Below are 18,313 nucleotides of genomic sequence, written 5' to 3'. Positions count from 1 at the left end.
GTGTGAGAGCCCCTTGTGGGAGGGACTTCAGTCCCGACTGCAGGCTGCCGGAAGACCTTGGTCGCTCACTGGTCCCTGCCGAGCCTTGGCTGCTCAACGCTGCGCGGCTGCGCTTGACATCTTCCTTCTCCCTTCGGGAGAAGGTGCCCCGAAGGGGCGGATGAGGGGACGGGCGCCAGCACAAGTGCACCTGCGCCAGCGCAGCTCAGTTGTCAGGCGTCCGCGGCCGCCGGCAGCAGCACGGTGAAGCGGCTGCCGTGGCCGGGCTGGCTGCGCACTTCCACGGTGCAGCCCAGGGTCTCGGCGGCGCGGCGGACGATCCACAGGCCCAGGCCGAGGCCGTCGCTGCGCGGGTCGGCCTGTTGGAAGGCCTGGAACATCGTGCGCAGGCCGGCTTCGTCCATGCCGATGCCGCGGTCGATGATTTCCACCGCCACGCGATCGCCACGGCGCCGGCAGCCGATCAGCACCTTGCCTTGCGCGGTGTACTTGACCGCGTTGCCCAGCAGGTTGCCCAGCAAGGTGGACAACAGGGCAGCGCTGCTGCGCACGCGCAGCGAGGTCGGCACGCTGCGCAGCTGTACGCCCTTGGCCGCGGCCTGCGGCTGCCAGGTGGCCAGGATCGGCGCCAGCACGTCGGCCAGCGCCAGGTCGTGCAGGGCCGGCAGGCGCAGCTCGCCGGCGGCGGCGTTGGTGGCGAGCTGGTCCAGACCCACGGCGACCTGGTTCAGGGCCGCGCGTGCGGTCTCCAGCGAACCATCCTGCGCGGCGTCGTGCTGGCGCTGCAGCTTGCTCAGCGCGTAGGACGCGGTGCGCAGCGGGGTCTTCAGATCGTGGCCGGCGATGGCCATCAGGCGGCTGCGGTAGTGGTTGGACTCCTGCGCCAGGTGTAGCGCCTTGCGCAGTTCCAGTTGGCCCATGGCCTGCCGCGCCAGCGCGCGCAGCGCTTCGATCTGCTCGTAGCTGAGCTGGCGCGGGCGCCGGTCCAGCACGCACACCGTGCCCAGGGCCAGGCCGTCGGAGGTCTTCAGCAGCGCGCCGGCGTAGAAGTGCAGGCGCATCTCGCCGGTCACCAGCGGATTGCAGGCGAAGCGCGGGTCCTCGCGGGTGTCCGGCACCAGCAGCAAGTCGTCCTCGAGCAGGGCGTGCGCGCACAGCGAGGTCGCCAGCGGGGTCTCGCGCGTGCCCAGCCCGATTTCGCTCTTGAACCACTGCCGCTCGCTGTCGATCAGGTTGACCACCGCGATCGGCGCCTGGCAGATCAGCGCCGCCAGCCGGGTGATGTCGTCGAACGCCGGCTCGCGTGGGGTGTCCAGGATCGCGTAGCTGTGCAACGCGTCCAGGCGCAGCGCCTCGTTGCGTGGCTTGACCGCGCAGTAGACCGGGTCGGCGGCGGGTTCGACGGTGGACATGCGGCGCGGCTCGGTCAGGAAGACGCGCAGTCTAGGGTACCTGTCACGGTTTGTGCCGACGCGGCGTTCACATGGCGCTCGCATGGGGTGCACCTGCGCTTAGCCAATCGGCGGGCGCCGGCGGCGTGGCCCGGTCAGCCCATCCAGCGGCCCTGCGCGTCGACCAGCGGCGTGCCGTCTTCCTTGGCGAAGGCGCCGCGCTGCGGCGTCGGCAGGATCTCCAGCACCGTCTCCGACGGCCGGCACAGGCGCGTGCCCAGTGGGCTGACCACGATCGGCCGGTTGAGCAGGATCGGGTGCTGCAGCATGGCCTCCAGCAGCGCGTCATCGTCCAGCGTCGGGTCGTCCAGCCCCAGTTCGGCGTAGGGCGTGCCCTTCTGCCGGATCAGCTCCCGCAGCGGCAGCCCGCTGGCCGTCGCCAGCGCCTGCAGGGTGGCGCGGTCGGGCGGGGTCTTCAGGTATTCGATCACGGTCGGCTCGACGCCGCTGTTGCGGATCAGCCCGAGCACATTGCGCGAGGTGCCGCAGGCGGGGTTGTGGTAAATCGTGATCGTGGGCATGGGGCGGCTCGCTGAGTGGGACGGAACAAGGGTGGCCATTGCGGATCCTCCACGCGGCCGCGGCCGATGGTGCCGCAATCGCGGCGGCATGCAAGGGCAGCGATCGTCGCGGGGTGGGAGCGGCCGGTCTGTCTTCGATCTGCGGAGACGGCATGGTGCGGCCGGGCAACGGATGGACCACACCTTGCCGAGCGCCTGGCAGCCGGCAAGACGACAACGCTGCGGCCATGGTCGCACCGACGCAGCGGCCGCGATGGCGGCCTGCGGCCTGCCGACCGAGGACGCGGCCGGTCCTGCACCATGCGTCACTTCGCCGCACACGGTGTCGCACGCGTTTCAATGGCCGGCGCACCCTCTAGAATGCGCCGATGGTCCGTCTCCGCCAGTTGCCGTCGTGTTGGGCCGCGCTCGCCGGGCTGGCGCTCGGCCTGTTGCTGCTGGCGCCGCCGATCAGCCAGTGGCGCCAGGCACGGACCGAAGCGGCCGCACAGCAGGACCAGGCGCTGTGCACCAGCGGCGGCCTGCGCCTGGCGGCGCTGGCGGGAGCCGTCTCGGCGGCGCATGGCGGCCACCACGACGATGCCGGCCTGGCGCACGCGTCGGCCTGCGATTACTGCCTGCTCGCCGCGCGTCTGTTGCCGTGGGTGGCGCTGTTGCTGGCGCTGCTGCCCTGGTGCTGCCCGCCGGCGCCGAGGGCGGCGCTGCGCCGCCGTGTCGTCACGGCCATCGCACGCCGCGCACACCCGCCACGCGGGCCACCGCTGTTCTCCTGATCCACGGGTTGCCGTTTCCGTGCCGCGGCATCGCTGCGGCATGTCCTCGTGCCGATGGAGTTTCGCCATGTTCCGCTTTTCTTCCATGCCGCCCGTGGCGGCATGCTGCTGCGTGTATCTCGCAGCGGCCATGCCTGCCCTGGCCGCCGATGCGCCGCCAGGCGCCGGCGATTCCGTGCTGACCCTGGGCAAGGTCCAGGCCACTTCGCCGCTCGCCGCCGGTTCCAGCGCGCGCAGCGTGTTCAGTTCCGTCGACATCCTCGGCGGCGACCTGCTGCAGGACCAGCACGTCGACTACAGCTGGGAACTGCTGATGCGCGCGCCCGGCGTGCAGGTGACCCAGTTCAAGATGGGCACCGACGCCGGGCGCTTTTCCTTCCGCGGCTTCAACGGCGAGGGCCGGGTCAATGCGGTCAAGCTGCTGATCGACGGCGTGCCCAGCAACGACAATGCCGGCGCCATGCCGTATCTGGATGCGGTGTTTCCGCTGGACATCGCCGCGATCGAGATCGTGCGCGGCACCAACGACCCACGCTACGGCCTGAACGCGATCGCCGGCAGCGTCGACGTGCTGACCCGCAGCGGCGGCAACGACGGCCGCGCCAGCGTCACCGTCGGCAGCTTCGGCACCCGCGAGGTGCAGGTGACGCAGGGCATCGAGCGCGGGGCCTGGAGCCAGAACTATTTCGCCGCCTGGCGCGACAGCGATGGCTACCGCGACCACGCCGACGCGCGCAAGCATGCGTTCTCCGGCAAGTGGTTCTACACCGATCCGGACGGGCGCTGGCGTGCCGGACTCAGCGCGCGCGACTACCGCAACACGGCGCTGGAGGCGGGGTATCTGGACTACGCGACCGCGCAGCGTGCGCCGCGCAGTTCCCCCGACTACGCGCGCGACGACCGCAGCCAGCGCCACACCACGCAGGTGTCGCTGCATCTGGACGCACGCCTGGCCGAGACCGTGCAGGGCAGCGCCAAGGCGTACTGGAACCGCTACGACAATCAGCGCTGGGTGCGCTTCACCGCGGCCGGTGCGCAGCAGGAGCGCGACACCGACGAGCGCCAGCGCGGCGTGCTGGCCAAGCTCAGCTGGCGCCCGGCGCTGGCCCGTGCTGACGCCTTCGCGCTGGAGGGCGGGGTCGATGCGCAGTGGCAGGACAACATCTCGCAACGCTATCGCACGGTGGCGCGCGTGCGCACCGCGCCGCTGCGCGACTGGGATTTCGATCTGCACACCGAAGGCGCCTACGTGCAGGCGGTGCTGCGCCCGACCGCGCGCCTGCAGCTGGTGCCGGGCTACCGGGTGGATCGGGTCGGCGGGCAGTTCCGCGACCTCGCCAGCGGTGCGCGCTATCCGAGCTACGCCTACGGCACGATTCGTCAACCCAAGTTGAGCGCGGTGTACGCGCTCACTGGGCAGGCCAGCCTGTACGCCAACATCGGCCGCACCTTCCAGATCGGCAGCGGCAACGGCGCCTACCGCACCCAGGCGCGCAACCTGGCGCCGTCCTACAACGACGGCTGGGAGAGCGGCCTCAAGTTCGCCGGCGCGCAGCAGCGCTGGGACGCACGCGTGGCCTACTGGGAGCAGCGCGCCTCCGACGAAGTGGCCACCATCCTCGGCGTGAACGGCAGCGTCGGCACCGGCGAGGTCGGCAACGTCGGCAAGACCTTGCGCCGCGGCTGGGATGCGCAACTGAACCTGCGTCCGGACGAGCGCTGGACGCTGTGGCTGGCCTATTCCCGGCAACGCGCGCTGATCGTCACGCCCGACCCGAGTGCGCCTGACACCCGTGGCAAGGAGATCGAGAACGTGCCGCATTACCTTGCGACGGCGGGGATCGACTGGCAGGCCACGCCACGGCTGACGCTGTCGGCCTGGGGCAATGCGCAGGGCGACTACTACGTGGAGCGCAGCAACACCCTGGGCCGCTACGGTGGCTACGCGCTGGCCAATCTCGGCGCGACCTGGCGCTGGCGCGCGCAGCGCGAGGTCTCGCTGCAACTGAAGAACCTGACCGATCGGCACTACGTCTACGCCTGGTACGACAGCGGGTCGTCCGGCTACTCGCCTGGCGATGGCCGCGCGCTGTACGCCACGCTGAGTTGGGGCTGGTGATGGCGACGCACTCTCCCGCGTCCGCTGTGGCGCCGGCACGCTTCTACCGCGCCGTGTGGCGCTGGCATTTCTATGCCGGCCTGCTGGTGCTGCCGCTGCTGGTCTGGCTGGCGTTGACGGGCGCGGCCTTCGTCTATCAGCAGCCGATCGACGGCTACTTCCACCGCGCGCTGAAGACCGTGCCGGTGCCCGACCACGCGCAGACACTGGCACCGCAGCGGCTGCTGGACGCGGCGCTGGCCGCGCAACCGGGCCAGGCGCTGCGCTACACCACGCCGCCGCGGCGCGATGCCGCGGCGGAAGTGACCATCGCCACCGCCGATGGCCGTCACGAGGTCGTGTACGTCGATCCGTACCGGGTGCGGGTGCTGGGGCAGTTGCCCGAACACGGCACCGTGGCCTGGACCATCCGCCGCCTGCACAGCCTCGACTACGTCGGCTGGTTCGCCAACGCGCTGATCGAGGTGGCGGCCGGCTGGGCGATCCTGCTGGTGCTGACCGGCGTGTACCTGTGGTGGCCGCGCGGGCGCCGCGGCGGGGTGACCACGGTGCGCGGACGGCCACCGCAGCGCGTGTTCTGGCGCGACCTGCACGCGCTCACCGGCAGTGTGGTCGGCGTGGCGCTGCTGTTCCTGGCGCTGACCGGGATGCCGTGGTCGTGGTTCTGGGGCGCGCAGGTCAATCGCCTGGCCAATGGCCACCACTACGGCTACCCGTCCGGGCTGCGCGTGGACCTGCCGATGTCCACGCAGCGGCTGAGCGACAGCGAGGTGCCGGCGTGGTCGCTGCGGCAGGCGCGCCTGCCGCAGTCGTCGCCGCCGTCCGTGGATCCGCATGCGGCGCATGGCGCGCATGATGGCCACGTAGACCACGTAGACCACGGCGACCACGACGGCATGGCCGGCATGGCGGATGCCGCTCCGGTGGCCGGCGCGATCGGCCTGGATGCGGCGGTGGCGCGGTTCCAGGCGCGCGGCATCGCGCCGGGCTACAGCGTCGCGCTGCCGCGCGGCGTGCGCGGTGTCTATACCGCGTCGGTGTATCCGCCGGACCTGGCGCAGCAGCGGGTGATCCACCTGGATCAGTACAGCGGCCAGGTGCTGCTGGACATGCGCTATGCCGATTACGGGCCGCTGGCCAAGGCGCTGGAGTGGGGCATCAACGTGCACCTCGGTCAGGAGTACGGGGTGCTCAACCAACTCGTGTTGATCGGCGCGTGCCTGGGCATCGTGCTGCTGTGCGTGAGCGCCGCGGTGATGTGGTGGAAGCGGCGCCCGCAGGGTGGGCTTGGGGTGCCGCCGCTGCCGGCGGACCGGCGCACGCTGCACGGCGTGGTCGCGTTGCTGGTGCTGGGCGGGCTGCTGTTCCCGCTGGTCGGAGTGTCGTTGCTGCTGATGTTGGCGCTGGACTGGGCGCTGGTGCTGCGGCGCGAGCCGGTGGTGGGGGCTTAGCGGGCGAGGTCGGAAGCTAAGGTGATTCCGTTGCGACAAGCGACGCCATCGGCGCATCCGATGTTGTGCAGTCGGGACTGAAGTCCCTCCCACAAGGGGCGGGTCAGCATTCAGCGCTGCTTTCACCCGCACAGGAGACAGAGATTGTGCGCTGTAGGAGCGGCTTCAGTCGCGACCGGGCGTTCCCATGGAATACCAGGTCGCGGCTGAAGCCGCTCCTACGGAAAAGACGCGGTGTGGTCGGTAAGGTCTGCCGCGGCTGACGGCGCGGCTACAGAAAGGCCGAACGCGTGCTGGCGCGCCTCACAGATCCTCGTGGATCCCGCACTCGCGCTTGAGGCCGAAGAAGCGGGTGTCTTCCTCGCGCATGCCCGGTTCCCAGCGGCGGGTGGTGTGGAAGTCGCCGATGGAGACGTAGCCCTGTTCCCACAGCGGGTGATAGGGCAGGTCGTGCTGCTGCATGTATTGCCACAGGTCGCGATCGCTCCAGTCGGCGATCGGGTTGATCTTGTAGCGTTCGCCGCGCTTCTGCACGAACGGGGTCTGCGCGCGGCTGTCGGACTGGCTGCGGCGCAGGCCGGTGAACCAGGTGCCGACCTTCAGCTCGTCCAGGGCGCGGCGCATCGGCTCGACCTTGCGCAGGTTGTTGTACTGCTCGATGCCGACCATGCCCTGTTCCCACAGGCGGCCGTGGCGCGCTTCCATCCAGGCGCGGCTGACCAGCGGGCGGTAGATCTTGAGGTTGAGCTTGAGCCGCTCGGTCAGCGCGTCGGCGAAACGGTAGGTCTCGGCGAACAGGTAGCCGGTGTCGATCAGGATCACCGGGATGTCCGGACGCTGCCGGGTCAGCAGGTGCAAGGTGGCCGCCGATTGCGCGCCGAAGCTGGACGACAGCGCCGCTTCGGCCGGGCCGTGCTGCAACGCCCAGGCCACGCGCTCCGGCGCGGACAGCGTCGCCAGCAGCGCATTGGCGGCATCGAGATCCAGGGCCGGCACCGGTGCGTTGGCGGAGGCGTCTTGGGAGGCGGCGGGCAGAGCGCTCATGCGTGCAGTTCCGACGGAATCAGGTGACGGTGGGTGGGATAGGCGGGCAGGGCGACCACGCCGCTGCGGTGCAGGAAGTCGCCGAAGCGCTCGCCCGCGTCCCGCTCGCTGGCATAGCGCGCGAACAGCGGTTCCAGCGCGGCGAGGATCTCCGGCTCGGCGATGTTCTCGCGGTACAGGGTGTTGAGGCGCTGGCCGCGGTGGTCGCCGCCGAGCATCAGGTTGTAGCGGCCCGGCGCCTTGCCGACCAGGGCGATCTCGGCCAGGTACGGACGCGAGCAGCCGTTCGGGCAACCGGAGATGCGCAGCAGGATCGGCGCGTCCTCCAGGCCGTGGCGGGCCAGCAGCGGCTGCAACTGCGCGGCGAAGGCCGGCAGGTAGCGTTCGGCCTCGGCCATCGCCAGGCCGCAGGTGGGCAGCGCCACGCAGGCCATGGCCGCGCGCGCCAGCGCGGTGGGCGCGCGGTTGCCGGCGTCCAGCGCATGCGCGCGCACCAGCGCGTCGATCGCCTCGCGCTGCGCGGCGGGGATGCCGGCGATGACCAGATTCTGGTTCGAGGTCATGCGGAAGTGCGCGCCGTCGCCGGCATCGCGCAGCTGCGCGGCGATCGCGCGCAGGCCGCTGAGGTGCTGCGCGCCGTCGGCATGGTCGGCGATGCGCCCGGCCGGCAGCGACAGGGTCAGATGCCAGCGGCCGTCCTCGCCGGCCTGCCAGCCCTCGCGATCGCCGTTGTGCTCGAAGGCGAAGTCGCGCGTGGCCTGCAGGCGCACGCCGGCGCGGCGCTCGATCTCCGCCAGCACCGTGTCCAGGCCGTGGTCGTCGATGGTGTACTTGAAGCGTGCGCGCTTGCGCACCGTGCGGTTGCCCAGGTCGCGCTGGGTGGTCACCACCGCGGTGGCGACGTCGAGCAACTGCGCGCGGTCGATGAAGCCGACCACGTTGGCCACGCGCGGGTAGGTCTCGGCATCGCCATGGCTGGCACCCATGCCGCCGCCGAGGCTGACGTTGTAGCCGACCAACGTGCCATCAGCGTCGAGCACGCCGATGAAGCCGAGGTCGTTGGCGAACACGTCGACGTCGTTGATCGGCGGCAGCGCGAAGCCGATCTTGAACTTGCGCGGCAGGTAGGCATTGCCGTAGATCGGCTCGTCCTCCTGGCCGCTGCCGGCGACCTGCTCCTCGTCCAGCCAGATCTCGTAGTAGGCGCGGGTGTTGGGCAGCAGGTGTTCGGACACGCGCGCGGCGTCGGCGTAGAGCGTGGCGTGCGCCTGCGAGGCCAGCGGATTGGCGGCGACCTGCACGTTGCGGTTGACGTCGCCGCAGGCGGCCAGGGTATCGATCAGCGCGGCGTTGATCGCCTGCATGGTCGCCTTCAGTTCGCGCTTGATCACCCCATGGAACTGGAACGCCTGGCGCGTGGTGATGCGCAGCGAGTGGTTGCCGTAGGTGGTGGCGATGGCGTCGAGCTTGAGCCACTGCGCCGGATCCACCACCCCGCCCGGGGTACGCGTGCGGATCATGAACTGGTAGGCCGGCTCCAGCTTCTGCCGGCGCCGCTCCTCGCGCAGGTCGCGGTCGTCCTGCTGGTAGCTGCCGTGGTACTTGATCAGGGTCTGATCGTCCTCGCGCAGCGCCCCGGTGACCGGATCGGCCAGGCTCTGCAGCAGCGACCCGCGCAAGCGCTGGCTGTGGTGCTTGATGTCTTCGACGGAGTGGGACATTGAGGGGCCGGGATTGGGGATTCGGGATTGGTGAAGCGAGCAGACGTGTGCTGAAGGATCAGGACCTTCGACAGTTCTCAGTGCAGGGAGAGCGGCTCTTGCGAATCCCCAATCCCGAATCCCCAATCCCCGACTCAATAGACATCACGCGCATACCGCCCCTCCTGCTGCAGTTGGCTGAGGTAGGCGGCGGCGTCCTCGGGGCTGCGGGCGCCGTGTTCGGCGACGATGTCCAGCAGGGTGGCGTGCACGTCCTTGCCCATGGCGATGGCGCCGCACACGTACAGGTGCGCGCCGTTCTGCAGCCAGTCGTAGACCGCGCGGCCGTGTTCGCGCAGGCGCTGCTGTACGTACACCTTGGCCGGGGCGGCATTGCCGCGCAGCGGCTGCACGTCGCGCGAGAACGCCAGGTCCAGCCGGTGCAGTTCGCCGCTGCGCAGCGCCTGCTGCCATTCGGCCTGGTAGAGGAAGTCGCGGTTGAAGTGGCGGGCGCCGAAGAACAGCCAGTTGCGGCCGCTGGCGCCGCTTTCGGCGCGCTCCTGCACGAAGCCGCGGAACGGCGCCACGCCGGTGCCGGGGCCGATCATCAGGATGTCGCGGCTGCCGTCTGCCGGCACCCGGAAGCGTTCGTTGGGCTCGATGTAGATCGGGGCGCTGTCGCCTTCGGCCAGGGCGGCCAGATAGCCGCTGGCGGCGCCGCCGTGCGCATGGCCGTGCGCGTCGTAGGCCAGCACGTCGACGGTGAGGTGGGCTTCGTCGCCGACCCGCTTGCGGCTGGAGGCGATCGAGTACAGGCGCGGGACCATCGGCCGCAGCGCCTGCAGCAGCGCGGCGTGGTCCCAATCCGCCGGCCAGCGACGCAGCACGTCGATCACTTGGTGATCGGCGAGCAACGCCGCCAGGCCGGCGGTCTGGGTGGGGGCGAGCAGCTCGGCCAGCGCGTTGGCGCCGGCGCGTTCGGCCACTGCGGCGAGCAACGGGCGCGAGGCCCGGGTCAGTTCGCGATGGCTGGCGAGCCACGCGTGCAGGGGCAGTGTCTGCCCATCGACAGTGAATGCGACGTCGCCGTCCAGGCGCGTCGCGGCCAGGACCGCCTCGACCAGTGCGGGCGGATTGCGATGGCGCACGCCCAGGGCGTCGCCGGGTTCGTAGTGCAGGCCGCTGCCGGCCAGCGACAGTTCCAGGTGGCGCACGTCCTTGTCGGCCTGGCCATGCGCGGCGTAGCGCGGTCCCTTGAAGTCGCGGCCGCTGATCGGCTGGTTCGCCAGGACCTCGGCGGCGAACGGTTGCGTGCGGCTCCAGGTCGCGGCGGCGGCGCCGCGCAGCGGCGTCACCGTGGCCGACGGCGTCGCGGGCGTGCGGCCCAGGATGTCGCGCGCCTGCGCCAGCGCCTGCGCGCGCCACGGTGCCGCCACCGTCTCGATCTCCAGGTCGGCCTCGCCCAGCGGCAGCAGCCGCTGCGCGCCGAGTTCGGCCAGGCGCGCGTCCAGGCGCCGGGCGATGCCGCAGAAATCGGCGTAGCTGGAATCGCCCAGGCCGAGCACGGCGTACTGCAGCTGCGGCAGCTTCGGCGCGCGCCGGCCCTGCAGGAACTCGACGAAGCCGATCGCATCGTCCGGCGGGTCGCCCTCGCCCTGGGTGCTGATGACCACGTACAGCAGGCGTTCGTTGCCCAGCTCGCGGGTGGGATAGGCGTCGGCGCGCAGCAGGCGTACCGCCAGCCCGGCCGCTTCGGCCTCGGCGGCCACCTGTTCGGCAGCGCGGCGTGCGTTGCCGGTCTGGCTGCCGTAGACGATGCTCAGCTGCGGCGCGGGCGTGGGCGCCGCGGCGGCGCCGGCGACCACGGCCAGCGCCGGGGTCGCCGGCCCCTGCGCCTGGGCCAGGCCGGCGGCGTAGCCGGATAGCCACCACAGGCCGGCCGCGTCCAGGCCCTCCACGGTCCGCGCCAACAGCGCCTTGCGCTCCTCGGGCAAGGGGCTGGGTGGCAGCGCGGGCGAGGCGGCGGTCATGGCCGGTCCGGAGATGAGGAAGGGATGACCGATGTTAGGGATTCGTTGCGCGCGACAGAAAGGAACAGGGGTTATCGGCTCATGCCCGTGGCTTATTTCTGCTCCCCGTAGACGCCGCGCACACTGCCGCCCCGATCGTCACGCCCGCTGTTACGCTTCGGGTCCGTCCCTCCACTGCCTGCCGCCGCCGTCTCGATGAGTGCGTTTTCCCTGTCCCACCTCGACCGCCTCGAGGCCGAGAGCATCCACATCCTGCGCGAGGTCGCTGCCGAGTTCCGCAACCCGGTGCTGCTGTATTCGGTCGGCAAGGACAGTTCGGTGCTGCTGCATCTGCTGCTCAAGGCGTTCGCGCCGGCGCCGCCGCCGATCCCGCTGCTGCACGTGGACACGCGCTGGAAGTTCCGCGAGATGATCGCCTTCCGCGACCGCCGCGCCGCCGAGACCGGGGTGGAGCTGCGCGTGCACATCAATCCCGACGGCGTCGCCCAGGACGTCGGCCCGTTCAGCCACGGCGCCAGCGTGCACACCGACGTGATGAAGACCCAGGCGCTGAAGCAGGCGCTGGACCTGTGGAAGTTCGACGCCGCCATCGGCGGCGCGCGCCGCGACGAAGAGAAGGCGCGGGCCAAGGAGCGGGTGTTCTCGTTCCGCAACGCGCACCACCGCTGGGATCCCAAGCAGCAGCGTCCGGAGCTGTGGAATCTGTACAACCCGCGGATCCATCCTGGCGAGAGCGTGCGCGTGTTCCCGCTGTCCAACTGGACCGAACTGGACATCTGGCTGTACATCTACCGCGAGGCGATTCCGGTGGTGCCGCTGTACTTCGCCGCCGAGCGTCCGGTGGTGGAGCGCGACGGCGCGCTGATCATGGTCGACGACGCACGCCTGCCGCTGCGTCCCGGCGAAACCCCGCAGCTGCGGCGCGTGCGCTTCCGCACCCTCGGCTGCTACCCGCTGACCGGCGCGATCGAGTCGCAGGCCGACACCCTGGAGAAGATCATCGCCGAGATGCTGCAGGCCACCACCTCCGAACGCCAGGGCCGGATCATCGACCAGGACCCGGGCGCCTCGATGGAGCAGAAGAAGGTGGAGGGGTATTTCTGATGAGCCGGGATTCGGGATTGGGGATTGGGGATTCGCAAGAGCGGAGTTCGGCGGCGGATGCGGTGTCGGGAGGGAGCGCTGTGACGAATCCCCAATCCCCAATCCCCAATCCCATAGGCGGCGACGCCGTCGCCGCCTACCTGCAGCAACACGAACACAAGCCGTTGCTGCGCTTCATCACCTGCGGCAGCGTCGACGATGGCAAGAGCACCTTGATCGGGCGCTTGCTGTACGACAGCAAGCGGCTGTTCGACGACCAGCTGGCGGCGCTCGGTGCCGACAGCAAGCGCCACGGCACCCGCGGCGGGGCGATCGACTATGCGTTGCTGCTGGACGGCCTGGCCGCCGAGCGCGAGCAGGGCATCACCATCGACGTGGCCTACCGCTACTTCGACACCGACCGGCGCAAGTTCATCGTCGCCGACTGCCCCGGGCATGCGCAGTACACCCGCAACATGGCCACTGGCGCGTCCACCGCCGACGTGGCGGTGGTGCTGGTCGACGCCGCCAAGGGCGTGCTGACCCAGACCCGCCGGCACAGCTACATCGTCGCGCTGCTGGGCATCCGCCACGTGGTGCTGGCGGTCAACAAGATGGATCTGGTCGATTTCGCGCAGGAGACGTTCGAGACCATCGCCGCCGAGTACCGCGCGCTCGCCGCGCAACTGGGCATCGCCGACGTGCAGTGCATTCCGCTGTCGGCGCTGGAGGGCGACAACCTGTCGCAGCGCTCGGCGCGCACGCCCTGGTACGCCGGCCCGGCGCTGCTCGAACACCTGGAAGGCGTGCAACTGGACGCGCGCAGCGGCGACAGCGGCCTGCGCCTGCCGGTGCAGTGGGTCAACCGCCCGCATGCGCAGTTCCGCGGCTTCGCCGGCACCGTGGCGGCGGGCGCGGTGCAGCCCGGCGATGCGGTGGTGGTGTTGCCGTCGGCGCGGCGCGCGCAGGTCGCGCAGGTGCTGGTCGGCGCCGAGCCGGTGCCGCGTGCGGTGGCCGGGCAGGCAGTGACGCTGACCCTGACCGAGGAGATCGACGTCAGCCGCGGCGACGTGATCGCCGCCGCTGGCGATCCGCCGGAGGTGGCCGACCAGTTCGCCGCGCATGTGCTGTGGATGGACGATGCCGCGCTGCTGCCCGGCCGCCCGTACTGGCTGAAGATCGGCGCGCGCACCGTGGCCGCCAGCGTCACCGAGATCAAGCACCGCATCGACGTCAATACGCAGGAGCGCTTGGCGGCCAAGCGGCTGGAGCTCAACGAGGTCGGCTATTGCAACCTGGCGCTGGACCAGCCGATCGCCTTCGCCCCGTACGCGCAGGACCGCACGCTCGGCGGCTTCATCCTGATCGACCGCCACAGCAACGCCACCGTCGCCGCCGGCACCCTGGATTTCGCGCTGCGCCGCGCCGGCAATGTGCACTGGCAGCACCTGGACGTGGACAGGGTCGCGCGCGCGCGGATCAAGGGCCAGACGCCGAAGGTGCTGTGGTTCACCGGCCTGTCCGGCGCCGGCAAGTCGACCATCGCCAACCTGGTCGACAAGCGCCTGCATGCGCTGGGCTACCACACCTTCATCCTCGACGGCGACAACGTCCGCCATGGCCTCAACCGCGACCTGGGCTTCACCGACGAGGACCGCGTGGAGAACATCCGCCGCGTCGCCGAAGTGGCCAGGCTGATGACCGATGCCGGCCTGATCGTGCTGGTCAGCTTCATCTCGCCGTTCCGCGCCGAGCGGCAACTGGCGCGCGAGCGCTTCGGCGAGGGCGAATTCCTCGAGGTGTTCGTCGACGTGCCGTTGCCGGTGGCCGAGGCGCGCGACGTCAAGGGCCTGTACGCCAAGGCGCGTGCCGGCCTGATTCCCAACTTCACCGGCATCGATTCGCCGTACGAGGCGCCGGAGCGCCCGGAACTGCACCTGCACGCCGACGGCGACAACGTCGAAGCGCTGGCCGCGCAGGTGCTGGCGGCGCTGGGGCTGCAGGACTGATGTTGGTGCGCGGCGCCGATCACGTCGCCGTGCCCCTATAACGCACCTTTGTAGGAGCGGCTTCAGCCGCGACCTGGGCAATCAGCCGTGCCTGTCGCGGCTGAAGCCGCTCCTATAGATCTTCTGGCCTGACGCGCAAACCTGATGCAACAGCAAAGGCTTTCGCCCTGTCGGGCGAGTTACTTTTCTTTGCTCGCGCAAAGAAAAGGTAACCAAAAGAAGCGCTTTACCACAGCCGAAGGCTGGTCAAGCGCGCCCTGCCTTGCGCCCTCCGTGCTTTGCGCTCCGGGTCCGCGCCCATCACGGGGATCCGCGGAAGGGGCATCCTGCCCCTGCCGCGGACGGCGTATATCCATGTACGCCGCCCTTCGGGTGTTTCCCCGCGCTGGCCGCCACTTCGGAAGGGAACCCGGCAAGTCAAAAGCCGAAGCAACGGCGATAGCAGAGCGAATGCGCTGCATTTGGTGACCACGTCGCCCGTTGATCGTGGTGGTACACAAAAAAGCTGGTTTCCGCAGCAGCCGCAGGCGCCGTTGCGCGTGGCGGGCCGACTTCTACCGGGCACCCTGAGATACGTTGGCTGAGTGCACTGTGGGAGGGACTTCAGTCCCGACGCCTTTCAAGGTTGGGGCACAGCAGGAATCGTTCGTCGCGGCTGCATGCCAGTTGATTCCTAAGACGAACTGCTCCCGCCGCGCTAGCGCCTGTGTTGCCACCCTGACCTTCATCACGTGACAGCCGCCGCCGCGCGTGCTTAAGTCGTCGCCCTCCTCATCGGCGAAGGCCTCTCCATGCCCGTTCTGTCCCGTCGCGTGCTGTTTTCCGTCCTCGCGCTGTGCTGCGGCGCGGCCTGCGCGCAGGCGCCCGACGCGGTGCCGAGCGGGCGCCTGCCGGAGTGGGCGGTGCCCGAGCACTACGCCCTGGACCTGAAGATCGATCCGGAGCGCACCAGCTTCGACGGCACCGCCACCGTCCGCGTGCGCCTGGAGCGCGCGTCCGACCATCTGTGGCTGCACGGCAAGGAGTTGCGGGTGAGCAAGGCCACGCTGCGCACCGCCGATGGTGCGTCGTTCCCGGTGCGCTACACCCAAGCCGACGCGCAGGCCGGCGTGGCCCGCATCGCCTTCGGGCGAACGCTGCAGCCGCAGGAACTGACCCTGACCATCGTCTACAGCGCGCCGTTCAACCAGCAGTTGCAGGGCCTCTACCAAGTCAAGGCGCAGGGGCATGCCTATGCCTTGACGCAGATGGAGCCGATCAGCGCGCGCTACGCCTTCCCCGGCTTCGACGAGCCGGCGCTGAAGACGCCGTTCGCGCTGCGCCTGACCGTGCCCGAGGGCGAGCAGGCGCTGGCCAATACCCGCGCCGTGTCCACCGAGCCGGCCGGCAAGGGCTGGAAGACCGCGCGCTTCGCCGAGACCGTGCCGCTGCCGACCTACCTGGTGGCCTACGCGGTCGGGCCATGGGACGTGGTCGACGGGCCGGCGCTGCCGGCCACGCCGCAGCGCCCGCAGGCCATCCCGCTGCGCGGCGTGGCCGCACAGGGGCAGGGGCCGCGCATTCAGCGCGCGCTGCAGCAGACGCCGGAGATCATCGCCGCGCTGGAGGACTATTACGACTTCGGCTATCCGTTCGACAAGCTGGACCTGGTGGCCGCGCCGGATTTCTCCGCCGGTGCGATGGAGAATCCCGGCTTCGTCACCTTCCGCGACTGGCTGTTGCTGCTGGACGACGATTCGCCGCGGCACAATGTCGAGGGCTCGTTCAACGTCACCGCGCACGAGTTGGCGCACCAGTGGACCGGCGATACGGTGACCATGGCCTGGTGGGACGACCTGTGGCTCAACGAGGCCTTCGCCACCTGGATGCAGCAGAAGATCACCATGCGCCTGCGTCCGCAGTACCGCGCCGACCTGGACCGCATCAGTGCCGCGCAGGACGCAATGGACAACGACAGCCTGGTCAGCGCGCGCAAGATCCGCCAGCCGATCACCGGCAACGGCGACATCGAGACCGCCTTCGACAGCATCACCTACCGCAAGGGCGCCGCGGTGCTGGGCATGTTCGAGCAGTTCGTCGGCGAGGACACCTTCCGCAGCGGCATGCGCGCCTACATCCGTGCGCACCGTTTCGGCAACGCCACCGCCGACGACCTGGTCGATGCGATCGCCGCCGCGGCCGGCAAGGACGAGGAGTTCAAGGCCGCGTTCCGCAGCTTCCTCGACCAGCCTGGCGTGCCCTATCTGCAAGCGCAGCTGCAGCGCGAGGCTGGCGGCGCGGTGCTGCAATTGCACCAGCAGCGCTTCCTGCCGCTGGGCTCGCGCGGCAACGCCGCACAGACGTGGGGCGTGCCGGTGTGCGTCAAGTACGGCACGCGCCAGGGCGTGCGCCGTGCCTGCCAGATGCTGTCTTCCAGCGACGGCCGCTTCACGCTCGCCGGCGCCGATGCGAACAGTTGGGTGATGCCCAACGCCGGCGGCACCGGCTACTACCGCTTCGCCCTGCCCAAGCCGCAGCTGACCGCGCTCGGCCGCCATCTCGATGCGCTCGACGATGCCGAGAAGCTGGCCTATGCCGACGCCATCGACAGCGCGTTCCGCACCGGCGAGGCCGACACCGCGAACGTGATCGCGGCCATGCAGCAGCTGGCGCCGGCCAAGGCCACGGCCGTGGCCACCGCGTTGAACGACCGCATCGGCTGGATCTGGCGGGTGCTGGCGAGCGACGACGCACAGCGCGCCAGGCTGCGCCAGGCGACCGAGGCCGCGTTCGGCGCACGCCTGCAGGCGCTGGGTTATCAGCGCCGTGCCGGCGACAGCGACGACGACGTGGCGCTGCGCTCGCACCTGGCCGACCTGCTCGGCGTGACCATGGGCGTGCCGGCGGTGCGGCAGGCGCTGCTGGCCCAGGGCGATGCGGTGCTGGCCGGCAAGGGCGGCGCGCTGGACTTCGCCGCCGCCAACCCGGACCTGCTCGGCACGGCACTGACCGTGGCGGTGCAGACGCGTGGCGCGCCGGCCGTGGACGCGTTGATCGCCGCCCTGCGCGGCCATGGCGAACCGGCCCAGCGCAACGCGATGATCGAGGCGCTCGGCGCCGTGCGCGACCCGCAGCAGGTGCAGAAGGTGCGCGATTTCGCGTTGACCGATGCGATCAAGGTCGGCGAGATGAACAGCCTGCTGATGGGCGCGCATGCCGAGCCGGCCACGCATGCCTCGATGTGGACCTGGTACACCGCCAATTTCGATCGCATCGTGGCACGCTCCGGGTCCTTCGACGGCGGTCGCCTGCCGGCGCTGGCCGCCAGCGGTGGCTGCGACGCCGCCGAAGCGGACCGGCTGGAGGCGTTCTTCACCCCGCGCCTGAGGGCGCTCAGCGGCGCCGACCGCGGCCTGGCGCAGACCGCCGAAACCATTCGCCTGTGCAGTGCGCTGCAGGCGCGGCAGCGTGCCGCGTTCCCGCCGCGCTGATCGCAGTTGCCAGGCCCCTGCGCCGCCCGCATGCGATGCGGTATGCACTCCCGCGGCAGGCGCAGGGATGGCGGATCCGGTGGCGGACGACGCTGCCGGGCAACGTTCAGGGGAAACGCATGGATCCGAAGCTGCATGACGTGCTGGCCAGAACCAATGTGGCCGAACTGGTCCAACCGGCGTGCGCCGAACAGGTGACGCATCAGCCGGTGCAACCGGAGCCAGCGCCGCCACCGCCGCCCAGGTACGCCACCTCCGATCCGTTCCAGTACCACCTGGCCAGCACCGAGATCGTCGGCAAGTTGGCCGAGGGGCGCACGTCGCCGGCGCTGCGCTTTTTCGGCTGGCTGGTGTTCGGACTGCCGATGGCCACGTTCGGATTGCTGATGCTGCACGCGATCTGGTATGACGCCTCGGCGCATGCCCTGTATGTGCCGCACACCCTGGGGCAGGCGGTGCGCATGCTGCTGGGGACTGCATCGGCGCTCGCCTTCGTGGTGGCCTATCCGTACTTCACCCGGCGTCGTACCGCCAAGGAGTGAGTGAGCGCCGCAGGCCGCGCCACGCGTGCGCTGCGTCTCATCGCGCAGCGCCTCGGCGGGCCGGCAAGGGTCGTCGGTCATGCCCGAACTGTCTCAACGCCGGTCACGCCGGGCCGTTAG

Annotated in this window: 12 protein-coding genes; 7 read left to right on the top strand and 5 right to left on the bottom strand. The window is 70.4% G+C overall.

Annotation, left to right across the window (positions count from 1 at the left end):
• Positions 1-212: 212 nt before the first annotated feature.
• Both AC1PLR_RS15545 and arsC read right to left on the bottom strand, forming a co-directional pair.
• Positions 213-1,412 (bottom strand): GAF domain-containing sensor histidine kinase, encoded by a 1,200-nt coding sequence (locus AC1PLR_RS15545; RefSeq protein ID WP_481101568.1) that lies wholly within the window; start codon positions 1,410-1,412, stop codon positions 213-215.
• 134 nt (positions 1,413-1,546) lie between these two features.
• Entirely contained in the window at positions 1,547-1,972 is a 426-nt protein-coding gene (gene arsC / locus AC1PLR_RS15540) for an arsenate reductase (glutaredoxin) (protein WP_481101567.1), read from the bottom strand.
• 368 nt (positions 1,973-2,340) lie between these two features.
• Between arsC and AC1PLR_RS15535 the strand changes: the two genes are divergently transcribed.
• From AC1PLR_RS15535 to AC1PLR_RS15525, 3 genes are all read left to right on the top strand, one after another.
• On the top strand, positions 2,341-2,745 hold the full coding sequence (locus AC1PLR_RS15535) for a DUF2946 family protein (protein ID WP_481101566.1): 405 nt from the start codon (positions 2,341-2,343) through the stop codon (positions 2,743-2,745).
• 130 nt (positions 2,746-2,875) lie between these two features.
• Positions 2,876-4,864 carry a TonB-dependent receptor gene (locus AC1PLR_RS15530; protein WP_481101565.1) on the top strand — a complete coding sequence of 663 codons (1,989 nt, stop codon included), beginning with the start codon at positions 2,876-2,878 and terminating at the stop codon, positions 4,862-4,864.
• On the top strand, positions 4,864-6,315 hold the full coding sequence (locus AC1PLR_RS15525; RefSeq protein WP_481101564.1) for a PepSY-associated TM helix domain-containing protein: 1,452 nt from the start codon (positions 4,864-4,866) through the stop codon (positions 6,313-6,315). Before AC1PLR_RS15530 ends, AC1PLR_RS15525 begins: the two co-directional genes overlap by 1 nt.
• A 303-nt stretch (positions 6,316-6,618) precedes the next feature.
• Here the strand turns inward: AC1PLR_RS15525 and AC1PLR_RS15520 are convergent, their stop codons facing one another.
• From AC1PLR_RS15520 to AC1PLR_RS15510, 3 genes are all read right to left on the bottom strand, one after another.
• Positions 6,619-7,359 (bottom strand): phosphoadenylyl-sulfate reductase, encoded by a 741-nt coding sequence (locus tag AC1PLR_RS15520; RefSeq protein ID WP_010341781.1) that lies wholly within the window; start codon positions 7,357-7,359, stop codon positions 6,619-6,621.
• The gene (gene cysI, locus AC1PLR_RS15515) at positions 7,356-9,080 is read right to left on the bottom strand and encodes an assimilatory sulfite reductase (NADPH) hemoprotein subunit (RefSeq protein ID WP_481101563.1); all 1,725 of its coding nucleotides are present in this window, start codon (positions 9,078-9,080) and stop codon (positions 7,356-7,358) included. The genes AC1PLR_RS15520 and cysI overlap by 4 nt, the downstream gene beginning before the upstream one ends.
• Positions 9,081-9,214: 134 nt before the next feature.
• Complete coding sequence (locus AC1PLR_RS15510) at positions 9,215-11,089, bottom strand: assimilatory sulfite reductase (NADPH) flavoprotein subunit (protein ID WP_481101562.1); 1,875 nt, start codon at positions 11,087-11,089, stop codon at positions 9,215-9,217.
• Between the two features lie 195 nt (positions 11,090-11,284).
• Here AC1PLR_RS15510 and cysD point away from each other — a divergent pair, with 195 nt between their 5' ends.
• The 4 genes from cysD (at position 11,285) to AC1PLR_RS15490 (ending at position 18,193) form a co-directional block, all read left to right on the top strand.
• Positions 11,285-12,193, top strand: a complete 909-nt coding sequence (cysD, locus tag AC1PLR_RS15505; RefSeq protein ID WP_019799632.1) for a sulfate adenylyltransferase subunit CysD — start codon at positions 11,285-11,287, stop codon at positions 12,191-12,193.
• Positions 12,193-14,181 (top strand): sulfate adenylyltransferase subunit CysN, encoded by a 1,989-nt coding sequence (gene cysN, locus AC1PLR_RS15500; protein WP_481101561.1) that lies wholly within the window; start codon positions 12,193-12,195, stop codon positions 14,179-14,181. Before cysD ends, cysN begins: the two co-directional genes overlap by 1 nt.
• Before the next feature lie 791 nt (positions 14,182-14,972).
• Complete coding sequence (locus AC1PLR_RS15495) at positions 14,973-17,651, top strand: M1 family metallopeptidase (RefSeq protein WP_481101560.1); 2,679 nt, start codon at positions 14,973-14,975, stop codon at positions 17,649-17,651.
• A 119-nt stretch (positions 17,652-17,770) separates the two neighbouring features.
• Entirely contained in the window at positions 17,771-18,193 is a 423-nt protein-coding gene (locus AC1PLR_RS15490; RefSeq protein ID WP_481101559.1) for a hypothetical protein, read from the top strand.
• The last annotated feature ends 120 nt before the right edge of the window (positions 18,194-18,313 follow it).

This window comes from Xanthomonas sp. NCPPB 3570 (assembly GCF_056725115.1).
This window is presented reverse-complemented; position numbering and strand designations above follow the sequence as displayed.